Genomic DNA, 22,033 nt, shown 5'->3' with positions numbered 1-22,033 from the left:
AGAGGAGTAAAAAACGGCCCGCCATTAAAACATGGCCGGACCGTTATGTATCAATCAGCGCGTCAGAACATTTTGTAGCCGCCGCGGCGCAGCGCGCGAATAGCCCAGCCGCTTACATAAGCGCCGACAAGCGCTCCGATGACCGGCAGTACGTCTACGATCGTAAACGAAGTAAAGTTGGCCGATACGGATTCCGAGTCGTCCCATGTCCACCAAATGCCCAGCGGAACAAGCACAATGATAAACAAATAAATGGGAAACCAAGTTGTCTTCAAAAGCATATTAAATATAAACCCGATGCCAAACATCATAACAAAAAAAAGCACCACGGCCACAATTAATTGAAGCATGCCCATTAATCCCCTTTCCAACTCTAGAAAATAGTTTAAATAATGGAATTAAGGAAGTCAATTCATCGGCTTCTTTTGTCACAAGTCCGACATTTGCTCTTCACAAAGCGGTTACGCTACAATAAATAAAGTGAAGCAAATTGAGAGGAGCTGACTTTAGCAATGAGTGAAGCAGCACAAACGCTGGAGGGCTGGTACGCCCTGCACGATTTCCGCAAGCTGGACTGGACCGCATGGAGAGCAGCCGAGGAGCAGACTCGCGCCAAAGCATTGGACGAGCTTCAAGGTTTCCTTCAACAATGGGCGGCTGTCGTGCAGGACAAACAAGGCAGCACGGCCGTTTATTCCATTATCGGACAGAAAGCCGATTTTGTTTTTATGCATTTGCGCGAAACGCTGGAAGACTTGAACGCCATCGAAACCGCTTTTAACAAAACATTGTTTGCCCAGTTTACCGTTCCGGCTTACTCTTATGTAAGCGTTGTGGAGTTAAGCAACTACATGGGCGGCTCCGGCGATCCTATGGAAAATCCGGAGGTTGTCGCGCGCCTGAAGCCGGCACTGCCGAAAGCGAACCATATCTGCTTCTATCCGATGAACAAGCGCCGCAGCGGCAGTGATAACTGGTACATGCTCAGCATGGAAGAACGCCGCGGCATGATGCGCAGCCACGGCATGATCGGCCGCAAATACGCCGGCAAGGTCAAACAAATCATTACCGGCTCCGTAGGCTTCGACAATTGGGAATGGGGCGTTACGCTGTTTGCAGACGACGCGCTTCAGTTCAAGAAACTTGTTTATGAAATGCGTTTTGATGAAGTAAGCGCCAAATACGGCGATTTTGGCGATTTTTATGTCGGCAATTTGCTGGACAGCCAGAAGTTCGCCGCATTGCTTCAGCTGTAAGCCGGCCAAAAGCAAAGAGACCTGCCGGGCTATTCAGGCTTCCTGTCCATGATTCACAGGAGGCTTGAATGTCCGGCAGGTTTTTTGATTTATCCGGAAATCTTCATTGCCGGCAGCGTAATTTCTACCCGGGTGCCTTCTCCTTTGACGCTAAAGAGCTGCAAGTCGCCGTGATGAGTATCTACAATGCGGTTGCACACCATCAGCCCAAGACCCGTTCCTTTATCTTTAGTCGTCAAGAACGGCTCCCCGACTTTGGAAAGCAGCTCCTCCGGTATGCCAACGCCATTGTCTTGAATGGCGATCAATAACCGGTCATTATCCATTCGTTTCGCGGAGATATGGACGAGTCCGCCGTCAGGCATCGCTTCGATCCCATTTTTGACGACGTTTAGAATAACCTGCTTTAATTGATTTTCATCGCCGAATACAGTCGGCAAATCCTCCTCCAGCTCCAGCTCGATATCAACGCCTACCATAATGGCTTGCGTGTCCAGCAGAGAGATCACGCTTTTCACGATTTTCTCAATCGTTGTTTCCTTAAATTCGGACAGATGCGGTTTCGCCAGCGACATAAATTCATCGACGATGAGACTGATCCGGTCCAGCTCGTTCATCATAATATCGTAATAAAATAGCGCATCCTGATTTCGGGACCGAAGCAGCTGCGTGAACCCTTTTAAAGCCGTTAACGGATTGCGGATTTCATGCCCTACGCCGGCGGCCATCTGGCCGATCAGCGACAGCTTCTCCGACCGAACAAGCATTTCCTCCGAACGTTTGCGTTCCGTCAAATCCCGGATGACCGATAGGATAACCGTTTTGTTCATATAATTGCGGATTCGGATGCTCGACAGCTCCACTTCGATCAAGGTGCCGTCCGACCGCACCAGCTGCCGTTCTATAAAAGGGCTCGGCAGATCGGTTTCCAGCACTCTGCTCAGCACCTCCACCGAATCAGCATGATAAACGGGATGAATAAACTGAAAGATCGACTGCCCAAGCCAATCTTTTTCCTCTTTCAGCTGAAGCATATCAAGCGCTGAGTTGTTGGCATACAGAACGATGCCTTCATCCGACAAAACAATGGGCTCCGGAATAAATTTAATAAGCCGCTTATACATATTGGCCGTCTCGCGAAGTTCGTCTTCCCGTTCCTTTTTGAACGTAACATCATGAAGTGTGCCCAGTATGGCAGGCTTGCCGGCGTATTGGACCCGGGTGAAGGAGCCTTCCAGATAGACGATTTGGCCATCCCTTGTCATGCCTCTGCCGCTGAAGCCAAGCCTGAGATTCTCCCTGCTGCTTAGCAGCTTCTCCTGCAGGCTCAACCGTTCCTCTTCGATCAAAAATTCGAGCGGACGCAGCTCCAAAAATTGTTTCAGCGAATAACCTAACGTATTTACAAGATACGGGTTGGCGTACACGGTTTGATGCTCATGCGCCAAAATAACGCCTGCAACCGTGTTTTCCAGCAGGCTGCGGTACAAATTCCCTGTCTCTACAAGCGTTTCTTCCATCTTTTTGCGTTCCGACACGTCTCGGATGATCAGTTGGACTGCATGGCGGCCGGCGAATTTCACCGGAATGGCTTTCACTTCAACATCGATAGGCTGGTGGTCAAGCCGAATCAGCGTTTGCTTCATGAGCTCCGGTTTGGATGGCGCTATTTTTAAAATAGCTTCGATCTCGGCTGTTAAAGTTTGAATGTTTTCCGGAAGCATAAACTGGACTACCGGCTTGCCGATAAGTTCTTCAGAAGTGCTGGCGCCAAGCAGCTGTACGGCCGATGAGTTCACGTATACGATTTCATAGTCAGCAAATACGAGGAGAGCGTCCGGCAATTGTTCGACCAAGCAGCGATAACGCTCTTCACTTTCCCTCAAGCGGCTTACGACTAGCTGTGTGTGCTGCACATCTATTCGCTTGTTCACAAAACCCCACCTCATACCCGCAAAAAATGTATACTTAAACGGTTTCCACATAAAGGGCCCAGTCACCTTCCTGAACTGCAAAAAAAATCGCCAATTGGGCTATTTAAGCCTAAAGTGGCGATTTTTGTTAAATCCTGTATCAACTATTCTCTTCGTCGTCCTCATCCGCAAGCTGAAGCGCGTTAAGCCGCTTCTCTTCCAAATAACGTTCCGTTGCCCGGTCTCTCTCCCGGCCTTTTTCCTTCAACCGCTCGATGGCCGGCTGAATAAGCAAATCCACTTCTTTTTGAATCGTATAGGCCAGGTCATAGCGGTTTTGCGATTCCAGGAACGAACCGGCTTCCATTAACGCATTATAACGGTCCAATTCCTCTCTTGTAAGCAAACCGCGTACTTGAACGCTGCAGTGCCGCATTAGAAAAACTTCCCTTTACGAAGAACTAGCGGTATGCCGCCGATAATAAACAAGTAACGGAGGTCGATCATTTTTTTAAGCCAAGCCGCCGACCGTCCTTTATATTTTTTGCCGAAAGCGATGCCGATCGCTTCTCCTTTGCCAAGCGAAGCTACGGTGCCTTTATTGCTGAACTCAAACCCTTTAAGCGGCTGGTTCCGGATGGAGGCAACCAAGTTATGAGCGCAAGTAACGCCCTGCTGCATCGCGATTTGCGCTGTCGGCGGATAAGGGCGGCCCTCCGGCCCAAACACAAGCGAGTTGTCGCCAAGCACATAGACATTATCCATTCCAGGAACACGCAGATGCTCGTCGATTTTGACCCGCCCGCGCATCGTTTCGAAACCCGCTTCTTCAATCAGGCGGTTGCCGCGAATGCCCCCGGTCCAAATCACGGTAGCCGACTTAATTTCTTCCCCTTCGCCAACTACAACGCCATCCGGCTTGCACTCCTTAATGGCTGTGCCGATGCGGAAGGTAACGCCTTTTTTCGTCAGTACATCCATCGCATATTCCACCAGTTCCGGGTCAAACCCCGGCAATGCCGTTGGAGCCGCTTCGATATTGTACAGCTTCACCAGCGTCGGATCCACATCAAACTGTTTGCACAGCTGCGGGAGACGGTCGGAAAGCTCGCCGACAAATTCAATGCCGGTGAAGCCTGCGCCGCCGACAACAAACGTTAAATAATCGGTCCGGTGCGGTTCACGTTTATAACGGGCAAACTGATATTCGATATGCTCGCGGATCAGGCGCACCGAATTGATGCTCCGGATATTCATCGCATAATCGCCGAGGCCCGGAATGCCAAATGTCTCCGGCTCCCCGCCAAGTCCGATTACCAAATAATCATAAGAAAGCGTGCCGTCTTCCAAAATGACTTTCCGGTCCTGCGGACGGATTTGGACAACGGTTGATTTGACAAAGTCGATTTTAAATTCGTCAATCAGCTTCGAGATGTTCACCCGTGCATTCTCCGGATTATCCGTGCCGGCAGCCGGCATATGCAAATGTGTCGTAATGTAGTGGTAATCATGTTTATTAACCAGCGTAACGTCTGCTTCATTATAATTAAGTTCTTTCTGCAGGCGTAGAGCGGTCAAAATACCGCCGTATCCGGCCCCCAGTATCACTATCTTTGGAATGTTGCTCATACGTAATCCCATCCAATCGTCTGCTCTTCATCGTTCCATATGTGAAAAATTACACAAAACCAGCTAAACGATTGATGTTCGGCATTTAGCAAGAGTGTGTTCTGTCATGGTCTATTTATTTATAAGTAGGTTCCCTCTAGATACAACAGAAATATTACCGATTTTTCAGTAAAAGTTCAAGGGTTAAAATGTACGAAAAAGTTTAGAAATGCCTACAAATCAAAAGGCTTTCCGAACTTTCCTATTGTGCGCCTAGGCAGTATAATGAAAATATTCTTAACATTCTAAACATTACGGAGGGTGCCATCATGACCGATACACAGAGAACGGATCAAATTGTGGACATTATCATTATCGGGGAGGTCCGGCCGGCCTGTTTGCCGCATTTTACGGAGGCATGCGCCAAGCATCTGTCAAAATTATCGAAAGCATGCCTGCTCTTGGCGGGCAGCTGGCCGCGCTTTATCCTGAAAAATATATTTATGACGTCGCGGGTTTCCCTAAAGTAACGGCTCAGGAGCTGGTGGACCGGTTAAAGGAGCAGCTGGAGCTGTTCAAGCCGGAAGTAAGGCTGGAAGAAAAAGTGCTTCAGGTCACCAAAAAGGATGAACGGCTGTTTGAGGTTGTGACCAACGTGGAAACCCATTATGCCAAAGCGGTCATCATTACGGCCGGTGTCGGCGCATTTGAGCCAAGACGGCTGGAGCTGCCGGGAGCAGAGCGGTATGAGAAAAAAAATCTGCATTATTTCGTAGGGGACTTGCAGAAGTTTAAAGGAAAAAAAGTGCTGATCAGCGGCGGCGGCGACTCTGCGGTAGACTGGTCGCTAATGCTGGAGCCGATTGCCGAAAGCGTAACGCTTGTCCACCGGCGCGACAAGTTCCGTGCACATGAGCATAGTGTCAGCAATTTGATGAACTCTTCCGTCAACATCATTACGCCTGTAGAAATTGCCGCCCTTCACGGCGAAGATGAGATTCGTAAAGTAACGCTGGCCGATGTTAAAACGAAAGAGCTAACGGAGCTTGAGGTGGATGCGGTTATCGTCAACTTTGGTTTTGTATCGTCGCTTGGCCCGATTGCGGATTGGGGAATTACGATTGAAGGAGGCTCCATCGCCGTTGATACGCGTATGGAAACCAATGTGCCCGGCATCTTTGCGGCAGGAGATATAACGACCTATCCGGGCAAGCTGAAGCTGATTGCTGTAGGATTCGGCGAAGCGCCTACGGCGGTCAATAATGCCAAAGTATACATCGACCCGACAGCCAAGCTGTCTCCAGGACATAGCAGCAACTTGAAATTGTAAAACCGTCCGGTACAAAAACGGGTAAAAAAATAAACGAAGGGTATCCTAAACTCGGCTAAGGAAATAAAGCGCTGCATAAGCAGCCTGGAAATCCGCTGTGGGAGGGACACCCTTATGTTTTGCCCGGTATGCAACGGACTGGACACGGTGCAGGCGGTATGCCCGTCTTGCAATGAACCTGCTGATGATTGGGGAAGACTGTCGGATTTAGCCGGCCCTTATTCCCCGTACGAATCCATCGGTTCTTTCGAGAATCGTACATCCGGCCAAAGCCAAGGCAAATGCAGCCATGTGTGCGGCTGCCAAAGCTGCGGCTCCGTATTTGAAATCGCAGTTGCCGAATGGCAATAATGCGATCCCCGATTATCCGCCAGATGAACCGTTAGGCAAATTTACGTTTGCTTAATGCGTCCTGATCCGAATTGATTTGCCTGCGTTTCAGTTCCGCTTGCAGCATTTGTATAAATTCCTGGTCCAATTCATATTGTATCGCTGCTCTGAGCGTTTCAATCAAAAGCTCATCCGAAAGCAACTCCATCGTTACCACATCCTTCCTTCTATCATTCCTCATTTCCAATCTCATAGTATCATGTGCCCAAAAGAGAGAACAACCGTTCCGCTTATGCACATATCCCTGTGGATATGATGTGAATGGCGTGTGGATACCAGTCGAATTATGAGGAATAAGTGCTGTTAGTGATGTGGATAGATTTATTCACAGCCGCTTAACAGATCAATTCTATAAAAAACTTTAATTGCTATCTACGAATCTATCAAATGAATATTTTAATGCCATTAGCTATTATTATTGCGGTCTTGTATTGACTTCGAAGATCCATATTTTCCCTGAACGATCGATGCCGTAATCGAACCCAAGCTGGCCGATGCCCGGGAAACGATTCTCCAGAACCCCGGTGGACAGCTCCGTCAGCCTGCGCATCTTTTGTTTTTTCGCCGCTACATGAGAAGAAGAAAACGATTGGCGAATGCCATCGGCCGCTTTCACCATTACGCCTCCGCGGCACAGGTTTGTTACAAACAGCCCTTTTTTGGCAATACGTCCAACCATCGAACGGTATTGCCAGCCTGTGTCGGTTTTCACATATTTCACCCGGTAGTCAATCGGACGGCCGTTTACGCGCGCGAGCTCAATCCCTTTTTGAATCAAATAGCTGCGGCCTTTGCGAAGTTTATCGAGCGACTGCTTCATGGCCTGAAAGCTGGAGAAGGTTTGTTTGCGGGCATAATACGTATACGAATAGCGCCCGCCTTCTTTTGCAACCTTGATAACGCCATGACCGCCCGCTCCGACGACCGGCTTGATGACGACCATTCCGTGAACGTTCAGCATCGCTTGCAGCGCTTCTCCGGAATATTTTCTTGTCGGCGGAATATGAGGCGCAATTTCATGATGGGACAAAAGCGCTCCGGTTTTGATCCATTTGCTGGCCAGCTGCCTTCCTGAATATTCACCCATCTCTATCAATCTCCTTTATCTGCTATTTACTTCTAGCATATGCCGCTGAGACGGCTGTCTCTTGGATGATTTACAGAGGTTTCCAGCCTTAATTTCCTAGATTGATAACCCCGGCAAACGCCATGCCGGTCTTAATGCTTTATTTGCGCCGGCGCAGCAGAAAAAGACTGCCTCCGCCCGCCATCAGCGCTGCGGCGGGGAAAACAGTCCTCTTTTCTGCGTATTGTTCCATCTTCGGGAAGAACGTTAAGACTCGTCCTCCGTCTTCAGCAATGCAGCTTTCAGCGCATCGCCGAGGCTGCTCGACAGCGATACGTTGTCGCTGTACTGCTCGATCATGCGCTGCTGCTGTTTCCGGTTGGTCCGCCCTCCGGCTTTGCTGCCATCCAGCATTTCGATAACGTTGCAGCTTCTGCATTGCGCGTATTTGCCAGCTTTGCCGGTATGAATCTCCATCCGCTTATGGCATTGCGGACAGCGCTTATTGGAAAGCGCCGGCTCCGCTGCGCGGCGGTAGCCGCATTCGCGGTCCGAGCATACAAACGATTTGCCGCGCTTGCCTTTCACTTCAAGCAGCGGCTTGCCGCATTCCGGACAACGCGAATGGGTCAGGTTATGCGGTTTGTACTCTTTCGTTTCCCGCTTTACTTCCTGGACCCATTTGTCCGCCTGCTTGCGGATGCCGGCCATAAATGCTTTCGGGTCGCCTTTGCCTTTAGCAATGCGCTCCAGCTCCCGCTCCCATTCGGCGGTAAGCTCCGGACGGCGCAGCTCGTCGACAACCAGCTCAATCAGCTGCTTCCCTTTGACGGTTGGGACAAGCTGGTTTTGCCTGCGCTCAATCGTTTCCGTTCCGAGCAGCTTTTCAATGATATCCGCACGTGTTGCCGGGGTGCCGAGCCCGTGCTTCTCCATCCGGGTCAGCAGCGTTGCTTCCGTATACCGGGCCGGCGGCTGTGTGCGCTGCTCCTTCACCTGCACGCGCCCGCCGGTCAGCCACTGTCCTTCCTGCAGCTCCGGCAGCAGCTGGTCGGCGTCGCGTTCAGCCGCTCTCCTGCCATCCTCCTCATCCTCGTCGTCCACCGGCTGCGGGCTGCCGCTGTACAGCTCCTTCCAGCCAAGCTCTTTCTGTACGCGGCCTTTCGCATGCAGCCGGTCCGTGCCGCAAGCAAGCGTAACCGCCGTCTCGGCATAACGGTACGGCGGATAAAACAGCGCGATAAACCGGCGCACAATTAAATCGTACAACTTGCGCTCATCGGTGCTTAAAGCGTTTAGATTCACATATTCTTCGGTAGGAATAATGGCATGGTGATCGCTGATTTTGCTGTCATCCACCACACGTTTTGTAATCGGCAACGGGCTGCGGAGCAGCTTGCGCGCGGGCTGCGCATACGGCCCGACGGCAACGCATTCCAGCCGCCCTTTCAAGGTCGGCACCATATCGCTTGGCAAATGCCGCGAATCGGTCCTCGGGTACGTTACCAGCTTGTGCTGCTCGTACAGCTTCTGAAGCACGCTGGAAGTATGCTTGGCCGAGAAGCCAAGCCGCCGGTTCGCATCGCGCTGCAGTTCGGTCAAATCATATGCTTCGGGATGCGGCTCCTGCTTATCGGTGGTGCGGATACTCTCCACCTTCGCCTCGCCGGTTTTCAGGCGGGCAGCCGTCAAATCCGCCTCCTCGCGCGACCACAACCGTCCGTCCGGCGATGCATCCGAACGCCACTGGGCGGTAAACGAACCATAGGAAACCGCTGCCGTCCAATAAGGCTTCGGCTGGAACTGGTTAATCTCTTTTTCACGGTCCATCAGCATGGCCAGCGTTGGCGTCTGCACCCGGCCTGCCGCAAGCTGGGCGTTATATTTGGCTGTCAGCGCACGGGTAACATTCAGCCCGATCAGCCAGTCGGCTTCCGCGCGGCAAACCGCCGAAGCGTACAACGCATCATAATCGCGGCCGGGCCGAAGCGCCGCAAATCCGTCGCGGATCGCCTTATCCGTCTGCGATGAAATCCAGAGCCGCTTAAACGGCTTGCGCCAGCGCACGAGCTCCATAATCCAGCGGGCGACAAGTTCCCCTTCCCGTCCTGCATCTGTTGCAATAATAAGCTCTCCAATATCGTGCCGGCGGCACAAGTCCGCTACAGCGCGATATTGATGCGATGTTTCCTTTAACGTTTTCAGCTTCATCTCATTCGGCAAAATCGGCAAATCTTCCAAATTCCATGTTTTATATTTGGCATCATAATCCTCCGGCTCTGCCAGCGTAACAAGATGGCCAAGCGCCCAGGTTACAACATATTCCGGCCCTTCGATGTAGCTTTTATGTTTTTGCCCGCAGCCGAGCACGCGCGCGATTTCTTTGGCTACGCTAGGCTTTTCCGCAAGTACAAGTGACTTCGACATGATTTACACTCCATTCGCTGCTAATCCTTTAACCACCTTCCCATTATACCGTCCGAACTGCTATTCGAATACCATTGGCTTGCGGCTGGCTGTTATTCGCCGGCATCCGGCTCCATATCGTGACTATGCCCTCTGCCGGGCTGCACCTTGCTTTGGCGGCTAACTGCCGCAATGCCGCGATCAGCGCAAAAAGTCAAAAGAAGTTACAATAACATTATTTTACCGGCCAAAAGGCGTTATGATATAGTAAAAACCAAGTCAAACCTGATTCCTATTTCATACATAAGGAGGTTGTTTCCTTGAAGCTTAAACTCGTGGGCACCGTCGCTTCGTTTGCCGTCATTTACGGGCTGCTTGTCTGGTATATCGGCTGGAACGGCTGGGTATTCCTCGCTTCGCTGTTTGATATTCAGCATGCCGGCTTATATTCGGCCATTATGATATTGATCGCCATCGCATTTATTATCGGACGCGCCGGCCAATCCGTCCGGATTCCCGCTGTCAGCTTGCCTGCCAGAGCGCTGAAGCTGATCGGCTCCTATTGGCTGGTCGTGCTTGAATATGCCATGATACTGCTGCCGCTGGCCGACATTGCCGCTCTTATTTTAAAAGCGCTTGACGTTTCTTCAGACCAATATGTAACCGTCGTCGGTTCGGTTGTCGTCGTATTGATTGCTGCGCTGATCATACGAGGATCCTGGAATGCTTGGACGCCTATTGTCCATACATACCGGGTTTCGGTTGCGAAACAGGCCGGCGGCAGACACAAGCTTCGGATTGCTGTCGCATCCGATCTGCATCTTGGCACGATCGTAGGCAACCGCCATTTATCCCGGCTGCACAAAGAACTTGAGCGGATGAAACCGGATCTGATCCTGTTTCCGGGAGACGTCATTGACGAAGATATCGAGCCGTATATCCGGAACAACATGTCCGGTATTATGAGCAAGCTTTCAGCTCCGTTAGGCGTCTATGCGGTGCTTGGCAATCATGAATATTACGGCGGCCATATTCCAACCTACATCAAGGAAATGAACGCCATCGGCATCCGCGTGCTGCAGGATGAACATGTGCTGATCGACAACAGCTTTTACCTGATCGGGCGTAAAGACTTAACAGCGGCGCGCCCTGACTTCGGCGGACGGCTTAATGTGGAAGAACTGACCGCCAGCTTGAACAAGCAGCTGCCGCTTATTATGATGGACCACCAGCCTTCCGACCTGGATGCGATTGCAGACAACGGCATTGACATTTCGTTATCCGGCCATACGCATCGCGGGCAATTTGCCCCCAATCACTGGATCACTAGAAGGATGTTTGAGCTGGATTACGGCTATTTGCACAAAGGCCGCCTCCATGCCATCGTCTCTTCCGGCTTCGGCACTTGGGGACCTCCGGTCCGGATTGCAAGCCGCGCCGAAATCGTGCAGGTCGAGGTTACGTTTGAGCCGGAAGCGGTATAGTTCTTAACGGCGTACGGCCATCCTCCGGGGCTGCGCGCGGTTATTCCCCGCAGACCGGCTGCCGGGCGGGCGGTTCTGCAGCCGGCAGATTGGCTGTTGGGCAGGCGAGCGAGCCGTACCGGCTCAGCATCGCCCGATCTTGGCGGCTGGGACGATGGATTAGTCCGGCCGGATGCCTCTCGCCCGAAACAGGCTGCGCATAAGCGGCAAGTTGCCTTCGCGGATCGCTGCAGATAACCGCCTCGCAAACTCAGGCTCTGCAGCGGCTGCGGCAAACAGCTTGCGCGACTGCTCGGGCGACAGCCTTAAAGTGAGCGCATACGGGTTCGCCGCTTGCGCCGCCTGCACGGAAACAACGCTCCTTCGGGAGCGTTTTTTTCGTTTCATGTGAGCACCGCCTTTATCGCATGAACATCAACCCGCAGCAGCAGGCTGCCTCCAATGACAAAATGCGCCGTATTCCCGGCCACTCCTTCAAACCGCGCAAAAATAAATCCGGAGCTGTCAAACCAGACAAACACATTCGTGCCCGGCGCCAGCTGGTACAATACCGTTAATGGCATTTGCGGCATCCGCTTTCCATCCTTCACCTTGAGTTGCTGTATTATATTCAAGGCGGGTACCCGGCGGCCGGGCGGATGCCCGCCCGGACTATGTACAGAAGCCGCCGGTGGCGGCCCCCAAGCCCATATTGCGCTCCTTACAGGCTAACCGAATTGATCGTATTGAGACGCACGCGAGTAATGCCTGATATCGTTGTCGTGCCATTTGCGTTTACTACATTGGTAAACAACGCGTTTCCAAGTGTGTCGACACCTTGAAAATTCCCCCTCCACAAACCGCCTAGACCGCCTCCATCATATTGAAAGGCAACTAGTGTTCCTGGATTCAGAGTAAGCAGAAAACTGGCAGCAGAGTTAACGGCGCTTCTATGATTATGGTTGTTGCTCATTTGCTGTGCCTCCTCCCTCTAGCAGATAGTACTAGTTTATTAAGTTCATAGATTAATCGTTTGGACGAATAGATGAGTATATTCGTGTAATCTTTGTCGATGCAGGGGATGAAGCAGGTCATTAGGCCAAACCTATGTATCCAGATTCTCTTAAATTACGCGATTGACCGTAACCGATTCTAATAGTCGCTAATAGAATGATAGTGTTCAGGAGGGATTTCATTTGCTCTTTCTTTTGCGCGGTACCTGACGGGTTGGATGAGTCACATGAACTGGGGCAATAAAAACGATGGAAGTGAACGGGATGTCCAATACGTTCAGCATCCTATCATCAATCGTCACAAAATCCTCCTGGACGCCTAATATTGGCCCGCTGACGGTTGATCCGTCGACCAGCCGCAGCTGAACGTTAATGAGCAGCCGTTTAAAAAGCATTAACCGCTGAGTCCACTTCATCGTGTGCCGCCTCCTTCTGGTCTTATTGCATTAAATGTTCCCCATCTGCCTACGGGCACCGGCAAAAGCCCAGCTTTTGCAACTTTTTTAAACCTGAAGTATAGCAAATGAAGAAGGAGTCTAGAGCATGTCCATCTTCGCTTGCATACGATACTATTACTTGAATAGAAAGGAGTGGACACGAATGGATATATTATCATTCCTGCAATCGCGCGCTGACAATCTTCTTCCGGTTACGATTGAAAGAGCCGATAATAACAGAATTATTTGCGGAACGGTTGCTTTTGTTTCGGGTGTCACAACGACGACTACAACAGACACTATAATCAATAGCGGCGGCAGCAGCAGCACTTTCGGGAATGCTTCTGTTGGGATTGCCTATAATGGCCGCATCGTTATCATTCCGATCGACAAGATTAATCAAGTATATTAATACGGAGAAAACGTACAAAGAGACCGTCGTTTCTTAATCGCAAACGGCGGTCTCTTTTCACATTTAACGGATGAAGCCTCTTCTTCGCAGCCAATTGGCACATAACAGCGGCCACATGTACGTCTCCGGTTCCCCCTCCGCCAGTCCAAGCCCGTGCCGGCCGCTTTCAAATACATGCACCTCATGCGGTACGCCGTTTCTTCTTAATGCAGCGGCGAACAACAGGCTATTCTCAACGGGAACGGCGCCGTCATCTTCCGTATGCCACAGAAACGCGGGCGGCGTTTGCGGCGTAACCTGTTTGTCATTGGACAGCAGCTGCACCAGCTCATCCGGCGCATCTTCCCCGATCAGATTCGCTTTGGAACCGTTATGGCGGAATTCGCCAAATGAGATAACCGGATAACCTAACACCATCAAATCCGGCCTGCTGCTGTAACGTTCAACCGGATCGCCGCTTGCAGCGTCACCCAGGTCAAAATGCGTACCTGCCGTGGAAGCGAGATGCCCGCCTGCGGAAAAGCCAACAATTCCTACCCGCTCCGGATCCACGCCGTATTGTTCCGCATGGCAGCGTACATAACGGATTGCCCTTTGCGCATCGGCCAGCGGCAGCGGATGCCGGTTTGGCGCAACGCGGTAATCCAGCACAAACGAATGAATGCCGGTGCGGTTGAGCCATTCCGCAATCGGCTTGCCTTCATGCTCCGCCCGGCGGGCATACCCGCCGCCAGGCAATACAATGACTGCAGCCAGCGGCTTATGAGACGGCAGCAAATAAGGCGTCAGCATCACTTGGCCTTCCGCAGGCCCAGGCGCAAGCGGATGGCCTTCCGGCCATAACACAACGGATTCAACAGTATTCATAGGTATATACCTTCCTTTATAAAAGAATAAAACCAGAGTTATTGTATCCGCTTTCATATAATAGAAGAAAAAAACCTCCTGCGTTGTTGACCCGTCCAGGAGGTTTAAATTGCAAAAGCTTTGGATCAGCAGTCGCTGTCCGGTTTGCCGGCCGCTGCTGCCGTACGGAACGAGGAGCCGCAGCCGCACGTAGCCGTCGCATTCGGATTGTTCATCGTGAAACCGCCGCCCATCGCGGATTCTTTCCAGTCGATTTCGAGGCCAACCAAATATTTGCGGCTTTCTCCGTCGACAACGACATTAAATCCTTCCAGCTTGATCGTCTCGTCTCCATCTTGCAGCTGGTCGTCAAATCCCATGCCGTAAGAAAAGCCGGTGCAGCCGCCTTCTTTAACGCCTACCCGCAGAAACAAGCCCGGATCGCCTTCCTGCTCAAGCATTCCTTTAATTTTATCTGATGCCGATTCACTGATCGTGATCATGCTTAATCCCTCCTCTATGCTAAAAAAAGCACTTGCTTAGGTTTAGTATACTCCGATTTGTAAGTCTCCTCAAGAGAGGAACGCCTCCCGCCGGAAGCTCGGCACAACCGTTTATGCTTGCCGCTTTTCAAGGCGAGGTTTATAATAGTAACGATTCGCCATCCGGAGACCGGCTTCTTTTTTTTGTTTGAATTGACGTAAACGAACGGATCAGCACAACAACAGCAATTTTACAGGCAAGGAGGTTCATACAGCATGAATATAATAGTTCCTACTGCGGACAGCCGCATGAAAGAAATTATGGAAAAGGTGCAGAACGGCGAGCGTCTGACGCTTGAAGACGGCGTCTTCCTGTACGAATCGGATGATCTGCTCAGCATCGGCAAAATGGCTAACGAAGTCAACTTGCACAAAAACGGCAAAAAAGTGTATTTCATCGAAAACATGAGCTTATATTTTACGAACGTGTGCGAAGCGCATTGCGCATTCTGCAACTTCCGTAAAGATGAAGGCCAGGAAGGCGCTTATACGCTTAGCGGCCCTGAGATGATTGAATATGTCGAACAGCATTATCATCCCGGCGTCCGCGAATTCCATATCGTCGGAGGGCATAACCCGCATGTGCCGTTCCAATATTATGTCGACTCCATCAAAGCTCTAAAAGAACGATTCCCGGAAGTAACCATCAAAGCCTATACGGCAGCAGAGATTGATTTCTTCTCCCGTATTAGCGGACTCAGCTATGCAGAGGTGCTGCAGGAATTGATGAAAGCCGGCCTTGAGTCGCTGACGGGCGGCGGCGCGGAAATTTTATCCGACTACTACCGCAAAAAAATGAAAGTAACCAAAGCGGATGTTTCCCAATATTTGGACGTTCACCGGACAGCTCACGGGCTTGGCCTGAAAACACATACGACAATGCTGTACGGCTCGATCGAATCGCATGAGGATCGTATCCGTCACATGCTCCATATCCGCGAATTGCAGGATGAAACAAACGGTTTCCTTGTGTTTATTCCGCTGTCGATGCAGCCGATTAATCCCCGTGCAGGCATCAGACGCCGCAACTCGGCTTATGAAGATTTGAAGACCATCGCGATCAGCCGTCTTATGCTGGACAATTTTAAACATATTAAAGCATACTTCATCAACATCGGAACGCAGCTGACCCAGGTTTCCCTGACAATGGGCGCTTCGGACGTGCACGGTACGATTGTGAAGGAACGCATCAGCCATTCCGCGGGGGCGCTGACTCCGGAAGGCATTACGCGTGAAGACCTGATCTGGCTTGTGAAAGGCGCTGGACGTATTCCGGTCGAACGGGATACTTTTTACAATGAAATAAAAGTGTATGAGTAATGTAAGCGTTCAAGGGCATATTACACCAAAAAAGCTTCTTGAGCGGGATTATATACAAACACTCGATATCGTCCTCCTTCAAGGACGATATCGTTATGTTAACATCTAGAAACAGGTGAGGTAGGAGAAATCATATGAAAAAATTAGTTATTTTGGGAGGCGGCTACGGCGGCCAAGCTATCGTAGGCGATCTCCTTGACAAACTTCCATCCGACGTAACAATGACGCTGATTGACCGCATGCCGTTCCAAGGTTTAAAAACAGAATATTACGCGCTGGCAGCCGGCACATCGTCTGACCTTGAGCTGCGCGTACAATTCCCGAAAGACCCGCGTCTGCAGCTTGCTTTTGGCGAAGTAGTCGGCATCGACATGGACAACAAGCTCGTGCAGCTTGAAGGGCAAGATCCGATCTCGTACGACTGGCTCGTTATTGGCCTTGGCTGTACGGACCGTTACCACGGGATCGAAGGCGCTGAACAATATTCGACCAGCATCCAGACGTTCTCTTCTGCAAGACGGACGTATCAATTGCTTAATGACGTGAAACCCTATGGTCAAGTTTCCATTATCGGCGGCGGCCTAAGCGGCGTCGAAGTAGCTGCTGAGCTGCGCGAAAGCAGACCGGACCTGAACATCCGCATCATCGACCGCGGACCAAGCGTTATGTCCGCTTTCCCTGGCAAGCTGCAGCAATTTGTCGCAGAGTGGTTCCGCGAGCACGAAGTGGAAATGAGAGGCAATGTATCGCTGTATAAACTGGAAGGCGGTATTTTGTACGACCAGAACAGCCCTGAAACCATTTTGACCGATGTTACCGTGTGGACTGCCGGCATTCAGCCTGTGAAGCTTGTGCAGGACATGAATTTGCCTAAAGACAAACAAGGCCGTCTTGTCGTAAACGAATATCATCAGCTGCCGGATTACAACGATGTATTTATCGTAGGCGACTGCGCATCCGTACCATTTTCTCCAAGCGGTCAAGTGGCCGGCGCACAAGGCAAGCAAATTGCCGAAGTGCTGCAAGCGATTTGGCATAACCGTACGCCTAAACTGGGCAAAATTGTGCTCAAAGGCACGCTCGGTTCGCTTGGCAAAAAATCCGGCTTTGGTTTAATGGGCAACACGCCTATGATGGGCCGTATTCCGCGTATGATTAAAAGCGGTGTGCTCTGGAAGTCGAAACGCCATTTCGGCTAATCCCGGGTACCTCTGCTTTATTACAGATCGTCAAGCAGCTTGTCCAGCATTTCGCGATCGGCCTGCTGCCGTTTCACGGCAGCTACGATCAGGCCGTACAATTCATCCGCGTCTTCGGCGAGGACAATCTCCCCGTCAACCATGGCGTAAGGATACATGTAGCATTCGCCGCAATTGCCGAGACAGCCGTATTCAATTACTTCATATTGCTCATCCTGCTCAAGCTGCTTCATTACGCGATCGGTTCCGTGATGCATGTTGCTTGCGCAAAATTCAATAACCGGTTTAATCATTTATAATCACCTTGCTTTAGTAAGTTGATATCCATTTTCAATTGAGTTGCTTTGTACTATAATAGGGGAGAAAGGAGATGATTGCAATGAGTGAACAAACACAAGTCATGTACGATGAAGTGTTGGACGTATTGGATAAGCTTCGCCCGTTCTTGCAGCGCGACGGCGGTGACGTTGAGCTGGTTGATGTGGAGGACGGTATCGTTAAGCTTCGTCTGATGGGTGCTTGCGGCAGCTGCCCGAGCTCGACCATTACACTCAAGGCGGGCATCGAGAGAGCCCTTTTTGAAGAAGTGGAAGGCGTTCAGGAAGTCGTTCAAGTATTCTAATACAGCTCAAAGAGTCTTGCCGGGATGCGGAGCAGCAGCTTCTCCCCGGCAAGATTTTTTTTTTAGTTGCGGCGTTTCTCGAGCGAGGGCTTGTGCTGGCGCAGCCAGTCGCAGGCGAAGCGGTACGCCCAGACCAGCGACTCAACAGCCATCTCCAGTCCTTGCGTCAAATCGGCAAGCTGAGCTTCAATATCTTCAAGCGCCGCTTCCTCTCCTGGCATCTTATGGCTGTAAGCCAGATCATCCACCATTTCTTCATTCATAAAATGGATTTCCGTATTTCTTCGTTTGCGCAGCCGGTTGATCGGATCGCGGGTCCGGTTTTTAACCTCGTCCAGCTTTTCGGAAAGCGCAGGATACAGATGCCGCTCCCGCAAATTACGAATGACGGTAAAATACGAAAAATGCGGCTTGATCTGCTCGGTTTTCAGCTCCAGCATCTCGTTTAATAAAATGCCCAGCTTATCCAGCAAAGCAAATAACCGGATCAATCCATTTTTATCGAAATATAAAAAACGATGATAATCGTCCTTCTCCTGCTCCTTCATATCGCTGACTGCTGCGGAATGAATACGCTGCTTAAAGCGGGCGGCCGCATAGCAGCTTTGCTCCAGCTCATCAAGCGAGACTATAAGCCCCTGCGTCCAAATTTCATATTTGCGCAGTTTATGCTCCTTATCAAGGCCCGCATCAACCCGCTCGCCGGATAAGTCCGCAAATTGCTCCATCAGCTGTATAGCTTCCAGCAGCAAGCCTTGCGGCTGCCCTTTTGGCTCTTCAAACATAAAACGCAGCATAGGTATCAGCTCCTTTCACCTTCATCGCGAACGGGCGGCATTTTCAAATTATGCCCAACGTTACTATTCCCATGCTGTTTCTTACTCTTTTTTTGTCCCGCTTTATACAAACAACCCTCAATGAACCGCGGCTTCCCGGAAGTGCGCGGCATTGAGGGCTTGTTTCATTCATTCATTCATTCATTCATTCGTGCTCCATCGCCGGAGTATCAGCGTTTAAAATATTCACTCCATCTGCTGTCGACCAGCTTAACGATGTCTTCGCGCGGGAACAGCTCGTCCGGATAACCCGGCTTCATGCGCGCGTCAATGACAATCGGAAGCTTGTAGCCAAAGTGATGGCGGCGGATATCGACGTTGGCATATATATCGTCGGCAGGATTAAACCGGGTAAATACGGTCCACAGCATAGCCGTCTGCGACTGCACAATCGACGTGTCATCGGCCAATATGACGAGCGGCCATTCCGTTCCTTTGCCGGCCAGCTGCTGCAGCAGCCGCTCTCCCAAGCCGGGATCAGCGCTGTATTCAGCGCCGGATACAACCAGACAGCCTTTGCAGTACGGCTTCGCGTCCGTAATGCCGTCGATGACGCCTTCCGTATATTCGGAAGGCAGGCTCCTTACAGGAGCGCCAATCCCCATCATAACGGCTTTGCTGCCGTGGTTCAGCTTGCCGCTTGTATAATCAAGCGTATCATGCGATGTTTCATCAAACACAAACAGATCCGTATGCGGATTAAACCGCTCGAGCACCGTCTCCATCAGCACGTCAAAGCGGGACAAGTCAATTGCTTCATTCGTCAGCATTAAAAACTTCGTCAGACGAAGCTGGCCTTCGCCGAGAATACGGAACGCCGTGGACAACGCTTCCCGCGAATACGCTTCGCGGACAACCGCAGCGGCTAGCGCATGCACGCCCGATTCGGCGTATGCCCATAAGTCTTTGACACCCGGCATCGCCATCGGGTAAGCCGGCGACAGCAGCCGCTGCAGAAACTCGCCAAGGTAATAATCTTCCTGGCGCGGTTTGCCGACGATCGTCGCCGGATAGATTGCGTCTTTGCGATGCCATACATGCGACACGTTAAAGACAGGGAAATCATGGATAAGCGAATAATAGCCGAAATGGTCGCCAAACGGCCCTTCCGGGCGGCGAATATGCGGCTCCACTTTGCCGCTGATCACAAATTCGGCTTCCGATGGAATACGATGGCTGCCAATCGGGTCCTTCACAAGCGGCACCTTGCCGCCCATAATAAGCGAAGCCATCATCAGCTCCGGCAGGTTCTCCGGCAGCGGGGCAATCGCCGAAGCGATCAGGGCGGGAGGGCCGCCAAGAAATACCGAGACCGGCAGCGCTTCATTCCGCTTTTCAGCTTCATGGTAATGGAAACCGCCGCCTTTATGAATTTGCCAGTGCATGCCGGTCGTCTGATCGTCAAAAATTTGCATCCGGTACATGCCCAAATTATGCAGCTTCCGGTTAAGCGGACTTTCCGTATAGACAAGCGGCAGCGTGACGAACGGGCCTCCGTCCTCCTGCCAGCTCGTAATCGCAGGAAGGCCGGCAAGCGGCCGTTCCCGCTTCGATGCCTGCAAGATCGGCGAAGAGGCTGGCGGTACTTCCTTTACGCCAACCTTCAACATTTCCCATATTAAGCTTCGTTCTCCCCAGATCGCCTTCGCGCTAGGCGGCATAACGCGGTCCATTGCGCCCATCAGCTGCTTCACAAGCGCTTCCGGCCGCGGCCCAAACGCAAGGTCTACCCGTTTGTTCGTTCCGAACATATTCGTAAGAACCGGGAATGTGCTGCCTTTCACATTTGTGAACAATAGCGCCGGTCCTTCTTCTTCAATAATGCGGCGATGAATTTCCGCGAGCTCCAAATAAGGATCAACCGGGGCGTCGATCACAATTAGATCGTTTTCTTTTTTCAAGGCGTCAACAAATTCACGCAAGTTGGAAAAACTCAAAACGGACTACCGCCTCTCTCTAAATCTCCATGAACGGATCAAAATATCGACCAACAGGCCAAACAGGCCCGTAACAATCAAGTTGTGGAACAAACTGGTAAATATGAACCAGTCGTCATCCAAAATCGTAAGCGTCAGCCAAGCTCCGCTTAAAATTTGGGCAATGAGCAGCACCAGCGACCAAGCGGATGAACGCGTAAGCACCGTGCTCCGGCCTCTGGTTACTTTGCGGATATGTAAAAACATGCCCAAAATACACAGGCCTAAAATGAGCCCCGCCACCCGGTGAATAAATACAGCTCCGGAGGCGCTAAGCCCCGTGGATACGATCATATCGGGAATGACTTTGCCATTGCATAACGGCCAGTCCAGGCATCCGCCGGTGGATTCGGTATGACGGATAAACGCTCCCAAATAAACAACGACATAACAATAGATCGTTAACAGCAGCATGCGCGGAAAAATCGATCGCGGCAGTATTTGCGGCTTGTCCAGTTCCCCGTGCTTTTCCCTGCGGGTCCATGCGACATGAAGCATCGTTGCAGCAACCGCCAGCAAAGAAATGCCAAAATGCAAAGCCATTACGGCTGGCACCTGCGACCACATTACAGCTGCTGCGCCCATAAGCGCCTGGATAATGGTGAACAGCAAAGCTGCGCCGGCATAATATAGCGGCTCCAGAAACTTGCTTTTATCTTTCCGGAAATAAATAATGGTCCATATAAAAACAGCTACGACAACAATGCCTTCCAGCCCCGTAATAAAACGGTGGGAATATTCAATGAGCGATGCCAGCGAAAGGGCTGGTACAAACTTCCCGTTGCAAAGCGGCCAATGCCTGCCGCATCCCATCCCGGCTCCCGTATTTGTGACAAGCGCGCCCGCCAGCAGTACAAGCAGCATTCCGATGCATGAAATAAGAGATAAACTGCGGAAACGGCCTGTAACCATGACATATCACCTTTTTCTCTTTTAATCACATTCATTATAGCTATTAATATGATCAAAAGCCATGTTCAAAATGTGTCGCGCGCATGGCGGAAACGTGACAAAAAGCCCGTGCGCCAAGGCGCACGGGCTTTTTCGTTATTGCTCGCTTGGAAGCGCGCCTGCAACCGCTGCAGCACGGTCGATAAATTGCTCGATTTCTTCCCGCGACTTGCGCAGCTTATTGACGAAACGAACAAGCTCCTGACCGTTCCGGAACGCCACGAAGCTTGGAATGCCAAGGATATTAAGCTCCGAGCAAAGATCGGGCAGCTCATCGCGGTCAATGTGATAGAACGTTGCGGTTGCTGCGTATTTTTGTTCGACATCCGGCATAAACGGATCAATGAAATGGCAATCCGGACACCAGGTCGTTTTGAATACGATAACCGACAAATCGTTAGAAGCGATCGCCTCGCGATATTCCGCTTCAGTCTTTAGTTGTTTCAT

Annotated in this window: 25 protein-coding genes and 1 pseudogene; 8 read left to right on the top strand and 18 right to left on the bottom strand. The window is 51.1% G+C overall.

All coding sequences use genetic code 11. The annotated features are described in order from the left end of the window. Nucleotides 1-62: 62 nt before the first annotated feature. Nucleotides 63-350 (bottom strand): YuiB family protein, encoded by a 288-nt coding sequence (locus ET464_RS19485; RefSeq protein ID WP_208543870.1) that lies wholly within the window; start codon nucleotides 348-350, stop codon nucleotides 63-65. Nucleotides 351-512: 162 nt separating this feature from the next. On the opposite strand from ET464_RS19485, the gene hemQ reads away from it, so the two are divergent. Next, entirely contained in the window at nucleotides 513-1,256 is a 744-nt protein-coding gene (gene hemQ / locus ET464_RS19480; protein WP_129443839.1) for a hydrogen peroxide-dependent heme synthase, read from the top strand. A gap of 89 nt (nucleotides 1,257-1,345) precedes the next feature. Here hemQ and ET464_RS19475 read toward each other — a convergent pair whose 3' ends face one another. From ET464_RS19475 to ET464_RS19465, 3 genes are all read right to left on the bottom strand, one after another. Further along, nucleotides 1,346-3,190, bottom strand: coding sequence for a PAS domain S-box protein (locus ET464_RS19475; protein WP_165280065.1), 1,845 nt, complete (start codon nucleotides 3,188-3,190; stop codon nucleotides 1,346-1,348). A gap of 139 nt (nucleotides 3,191-3,329) precedes the next feature. Next, nucleotides 3,330-3,605 (bottom strand): hypothetical protein, encoded by a 276-nt coding sequence (locus ET464_RS19470; protein ID WP_129443835.1) that lies wholly within the window; start codon nucleotides 3,603-3,605, stop codon nucleotides 3,330-3,332. Next, a complete protein-coding gene (locus ET464_RS19465) occupies nucleotides 3,605-4,798 on the bottom strand; it encodes an NAD(P)/FAD-dependent oxidoreductase (RefSeq protein WP_129444607.1) in 1,194 nt (397 codons plus the stop codon). Before ET464_RS19465 ends, ET464_RS19470 begins: the two co-directional genes overlap by 1 nt. A gap of 308 nt (nucleotides 4,799-5,106) precedes the next feature. On the opposite strand from ET464_RS19465, the pseudogene ET464_RS19460 reads away from it, so the two are divergent. Both ET464_RS19460 and ET464_RS19455 read left to right on the top strand, forming a co-directional pair. Continuing rightward, nucleotides 5,107-6,107 (top strand): annotated as a pseudogene (locus ET464_RS19460) (NAD(P)/FAD-dependent oxidoreductase). 114 nt (nucleotides 6,108-6,221) lie between these two features. Continuing rightward, complete coding sequence (locus ET464_RS19455) at nucleotides 6,222-6,458, top strand: hypothetical protein (RefSeq protein ID WP_129443833.1); 237 nt, start codon at nucleotides 6,222-6,224, stop codon at nucleotides 6,456-6,458. Between the two features lie 31 nt (nucleotides 6,459-6,489). Here the strand turns inward: ET464_RS19455 and sda are convergent, their stop codons facing one another. From sda to ET464_RS19440, 3 genes are all read right to left on the bottom strand, one after another. After that, the gene (gene sda, locus ET464_RS19450) at nucleotides 6,490-6,645 is read right to left on the bottom strand and encodes a sporulation histidine kinase inhibitor Sda (protein ID WP_129443831.1); all 156 of its coding nucleotides are present in this window, start codon (nucleotides 6,643-6,645) and stop codon (nucleotides 6,490-6,492) included. 267 nt (nucleotides 6,646-6,912) lie between these two features. Then, nucleotides 6,913-7,584: a YheC/YheD family protein gene (locus ET464_RS19445; protein ID WP_129443829.1), complete on the bottom strand. Its 672-nt coding sequence runs from the start codon at nucleotides 7,582-7,584 to the stop codon at nucleotides 6,913-6,915. A gap of 246 nt (nucleotides 7,585-7,830) precedes the next feature. Continuing rightward, a complete protein-coding gene (locus tag ET464_RS19440) occupies nucleotides 7,831-9,990 on the bottom strand; it encodes a DNA topoisomerase III (RefSeq protein WP_129443827.1) in 2,160 nt (719 codons plus the stop codon). Nucleotides 9,991-10,289: 299 nt separating this feature from the next. Between ET464_RS19440 and ET464_RS19435 the strand changes: the two genes are divergently transcribed. Next, entirely contained in the window at nucleotides 10,290-11,453 is a 1,164-nt protein-coding gene (locus ET464_RS19435) for a metallophosphoesterase (RefSeq protein ID WP_129443825.1), read from the top strand. 159 nt (nucleotides 11,454-11,612) lie between these two features. Here the strand turns inward: ET464_RS19435 and ET464_RS19430 are convergent, their stop codons facing one another. The 4 genes from ET464_RS19430 to ET464_RS19415 all read right to left on the bottom strand — a co-directional run bounded on the left by ET464_RS19430 (nucleotide 11,613) and on the right by ET464_RS19415 (nucleotide 12,861). Further along, the gene (locus ET464_RS19430; protein ID WP_129443823.1) at nucleotides 11,613-11,840 is read right to left on the bottom strand and encodes a hypothetical protein; all 228 of its coding nucleotides are present in this window, start codon (nucleotides 11,838-11,840) and stop codon (nucleotides 11,613-11,615) included. Then, nucleotides 11,837-12,025 carry a hypothetical protein gene (locus ET464_RS19425; RefSeq protein WP_165280064.1) on the bottom strand — a complete coding sequence of 63 codons (189 nt, stop codon included), beginning with the start codon at nucleotides 12,023-12,025 and terminating at the stop codon, nucleotides 11,837-11,839. The genes ET464_RS19430 and ET464_RS19425 overlap by 4 nt, the downstream gene beginning before the upstream one ends. A gap of 128 nt (nucleotides 12,026-12,153) precedes the next feature. Next, on the bottom strand, nucleotides 12,154-12,405 hold the full coding sequence (locus tag ET464_RS19420) for a hypothetical protein (RefSeq protein WP_129443819.1): 252 nt from the start codon (nucleotides 12,403-12,405) through the stop codon (nucleotides 12,154-12,156). Between the two features lie 219 nt (nucleotides 12,406-12,624). After that, entirely contained in the window at nucleotides 12,625-12,861 is a 237-nt protein-coding gene (locus tag ET464_RS19415; protein ID WP_129443817.1) for a hypothetical protein, read from the bottom strand. A gap of 184 nt (nucleotides 12,862-13,045) precedes the next feature. Here ET464_RS19415 and ET464_RS19410 point away from each other — a divergent pair, with 184 nt between their 5' ends. Beyond that, entirely contained in the window at nucleotides 13,046-13,294 is a 249-nt protein-coding gene (locus tag ET464_RS19410; protein ID WP_129443815.1) for a hypothetical protein, read from the top strand. Nucleotides 13,295-13,357: 63 nt separating this feature from the next. On the opposite strand, the gene ET464_RS19405 is transcribed toward ET464_RS19410, so the two are convergent. After that, entirely contained in the window at nucleotides 13,358-14,161 is an 804-nt protein-coding gene (locus tag ET464_RS19405; protein ID WP_129443813.1) for an alpha/beta hydrolase, read from the bottom strand. A gap of 125 nt (nucleotides 14,162-14,286) precedes the next feature. Continuing rightward, nucleotides 14,287-14,643: a HesB/IscA family protein gene (locus ET464_RS19400; RefSeq protein ID WP_129443811.1), complete on the bottom strand. Its 357-nt coding sequence runs from the start codon at nucleotides 14,641-14,643 to the stop codon at nucleotides 14,287-14,289. Between the two features lie 255 nt (nucleotides 14,644-14,898). Between ET464_RS19400 and mqnE the strand changes: the two genes are divergently transcribed. Together mqnE and ET464_RS19390 are read left to right on the top strand one after the other, a co-directional pair. Next, on the top strand, nucleotides 14,899-16,002 hold the full coding sequence (gene mqnE / locus ET464_RS19395; RefSeq protein ID WP_129443809.1) for an aminofutalosine synthase MqnE: 1,104 nt from the start codon (nucleotides 14,899-14,901) through the stop codon (nucleotides 16,000-16,002). 134 nt (nucleotides 16,003-16,136) lie between these two features. Beyond that, nucleotides 16,137-17,201 carry an NAD(P)/FAD-dependent oxidoreductase gene (locus ET464_RS19390; RefSeq protein ID WP_129443807.1) on the top strand — a complete coding sequence of 355 codons (1,065 nt, stop codon included), beginning with the start codon at nucleotides 16,137-16,139 and terminating at the stop codon, nucleotides 17,199-17,201. A 20-nt stretch (nucleotides 17,202-17,221) separates the two neighbouring features. Here the strand turns inward: ET464_RS19390 and ET464_RS19385 are convergent, their stop codons facing one another. Beyond that, the gene (locus ET464_RS19385; RefSeq protein ID WP_129444605.1) at nucleotides 17,222-17,491 is read right to left on the bottom strand and encodes a YuzB family protein; all 270 of its coding nucleotides are present in this window, start codon (nucleotides 17,489-17,491) and stop codon (nucleotides 17,222-17,224) included. An 89-nt stretch (nucleotides 17,492-17,580) separates the two neighbouring features. Here ET464_RS19385 and ET464_RS19380 point away from each other — a divergent pair, with 89 nt between their 5' ends. Continuing rightward, nucleotides 17,581-17,823: a NifU family protein gene (locus ET464_RS19380; protein WP_129443805.1), complete on the top strand. Its 243-nt coding sequence runs from the start codon at nucleotides 17,581-17,583 to the stop codon at nucleotides 17,821-17,823. A gap of 62 nt (nucleotides 17,824-17,885) precedes the next feature. Here the strand turns inward: ET464_RS19380 and ET464_RS19375 are convergent, their stop codons facing one another. The 4 genes from ET464_RS19375 to ET464_RS19360 all read right to left on the bottom strand — a co-directional run bounded on the left by ET464_RS19375 (nucleotide 17,886) and on the right by ET464_RS19360 (nucleotide 22,033). Further along, on the bottom strand, nucleotides 17,886-18,620 hold the full coding sequence (locus ET464_RS19375) for a Cthe_2314 family HEPN domain-containing protein (RefSeq protein ID WP_129443803.1): 735 nt from the start codon (nucleotides 18,618-18,620) through the stop codon (nucleotides 17,886-17,888). A 209-nt stretch (nucleotides 18,621-18,829) separates the two neighbouring features. Continuing rightward, nucleotides 18,830-20,596 carry a UbiD family decarboxylase gene (locus ET464_RS19370; RefSeq protein WP_129443801.1) on the bottom strand — a complete coding sequence of 589 codons (1,767 nt, stop codon included), beginning with the start codon at nucleotides 20,594-20,596 and terminating at the stop codon, nucleotides 18,830-18,832. A 6-nt stretch (nucleotides 20,597-20,602) separates the two neighbouring features. Further along, nucleotides 20,603-21,547 carry a COX15/CtaA family protein gene (locus ET464_RS19365; RefSeq protein ID WP_129443799.1) on the bottom strand — a complete coding sequence of 315 codons (945 nt, stop codon included), beginning with the start codon at nucleotides 21,545-21,547 and terminating at the stop codon, nucleotides 20,603-20,605. Nucleotides 21,548-21,682: 135 nt separating this feature from the next. Further along, nucleotides 21,683-22,033 (bottom strand): thioredoxin family protein, encoded by a 351-nt coding sequence (locus tag ET464_RS19360; RefSeq protein ID WP_129443796.1) that lies wholly within the window; start codon nucleotides 22,031-22,033, stop codon nucleotides 21,683-21,685.

It is taken from the genome of Paenibacillus protaetiae (genome assembly GCF_004135365.1).
GTDB lineage: Bacteria > Bacillota > Bacilli > Paenibacillales > Paenibacillaceae > Paenibacillus_AP > Paenibacillus_AP protaetiae.
Note: the sequence above shows the minus strand (reverse complement) of the source record. Positions and strands in the feature narration are given on the sequence as shown.

What these genes read in the sequence shown, in the direction of transcription:
- ET464_RS19380 (WP_129443805.1), top strand. Translation starts at nt 17,581, where the DNA reads ATGAGTGAACAAACACAAGTCATGTACGATGAAGTGTTGGACGTATTG.
- ET464_RS19400 (WP_129443811.1), bottom strand. Translation starts at nt 14,643, where the DNA reads ATGATCACGATCAGTGAATCGGCATCAGATAAAATTAAAGGAATGCTT.
- ET464_RS19425 (WP_165280064.1), bottom strand. Translation starts at nt 12,025, where the DNA reads ATGCCGCAAATGCCATTAACGGTATTGTACCAGCTGGCGCCGGGCACG.
- ET464_RS19415 (WP_129443817.1), bottom strand. Translation starts at nt 12,861, where the DNA reads ATGAAGTGGACTCAGCGGTTAATGCTTTTTAAACGGCTGCTCATTAAC.
- ET464_RS19410 (WP_129443815.1), top strand. Translation starts at nt 13,046, where the DNA reads ATGGATATATTATCATTCCTGCAATCGCGCGCTGACAATCTTCTTCCG.
- ET464_RS19390 (WP_129443807.1), top strand. Translation starts at nt 16,137, where the DNA reads ATGAAAAAATTAGTTATTTTGGGAGGCGGCTACGGCGGCCAAGCTATC.
- mqnE (WP_129443809.1), top strand. Translation starts at nt 14,899, where the DNA reads ATGAATATAATAGTTCCTACTGCGGACAGCCGCATGAAAGAAATTATG.
- ET464_RS19465 (WP_129444607.1), bottom strand. Translation starts at nt 4,798, where the DNA reads ATGAGCAACATTCCAAAGATAGTGATACTGGGGGCCGGATACGGCGGT.
- ET464_RS19365 (WP_129443799.1), bottom strand. Translation starts at nt 21,547, where the DNA reads ATGGTTACAGGCCGTTTCCGCAGTTTATCTCTTATTTCATGCATCGGA.
- ET464_RS19485 (WP_208543870.1), bottom strand. Translation starts at nt 350, where the DNA reads ATGCTTCAATTAATTGTGGCCGTGGTGCTTTTTTTTGTTATGATGTTT.
- ET464_RS19430 (WP_129443823.1), bottom strand. Translation starts at nt 11,840, where the DNA reads ATGAAACGAAAAAAACGCTCCCGAAGGAGCGTTGTTTCCGTGCAGGCG.
- ET464_RS19420 (WP_129443819.1), bottom strand. Translation starts at nt 12,405, where the DNA reads ATGAGCAACAACCATAATCATAGAAGCGCCGTTAACTCTGCTGCCAGT.
- ET464_RS19455 (WP_129443833.1), top strand. Translation starts at nt 6,222, where the DNA reads ATGTTTTGCCCGGTATGCAACGGACTGGACACGGTGCAGGCGGTATGC.
- ET464_RS19470 (WP_129443835.1), bottom strand. Translation starts at nt 3,605, where the DNA reads ATGCGGCACTGCAGCGTTCAAGTACGCGGTTTGCTTACAAGAGAGGAA.
- ET464_RS19445 (WP_129443829.1), bottom strand. Translation starts at nt 7,584, where the DNA reads ATGGGTGAATATTCAGGAAGGCAGCTGGCCAGCAAATGGATCAAAACC.
- ET464_RS19440 (WP_129443827.1), bottom strand. Translation starts at nt 9,990, where the DNA reads ATGTCGAAGTCACTTGTACTTGCGGAAAAGCCTAGCGTAGCCAAAGAA.
- hemQ (WP_129443839.1), top strand. Translation starts at nt 513, where the DNA reads ATGAGTGAAGCAGCACAAACGCTGGAGGGCTGGTACGCCCTGCACGAT.
- ET464_RS19375 (WP_129443803.1), bottom strand. Translation starts at nt 18,620, where the DNA reads ATGCTGCGTTTTATGTTTGAAGAGCCAAAAGGGCAGCCGCAAGGCTTG.
- ET464_RS19360 (WP_129443796.1), bottom strand. Translation starts at nt 22,033, where the DNA reads ATGAAACAACTAAAGACTGAAGCGGAATATCGCGAGGCGATCGCTTCT.
- sda (WP_129443831.1), bottom strand. Translation starts at nt 6,645, where the DNA reads ATGGAGTTGCTTTCGGATGAGCTTTTGATTGAAACGCTCAGAGCAGCG.
- ET464_RS19405 (WP_129443813.1), bottom strand. Translation starts at nt 14,161, where the DNA reads ATGAATACTGTTGAATCCGTTGTGTTATGGCCGGAAGGCCATCCGCTT.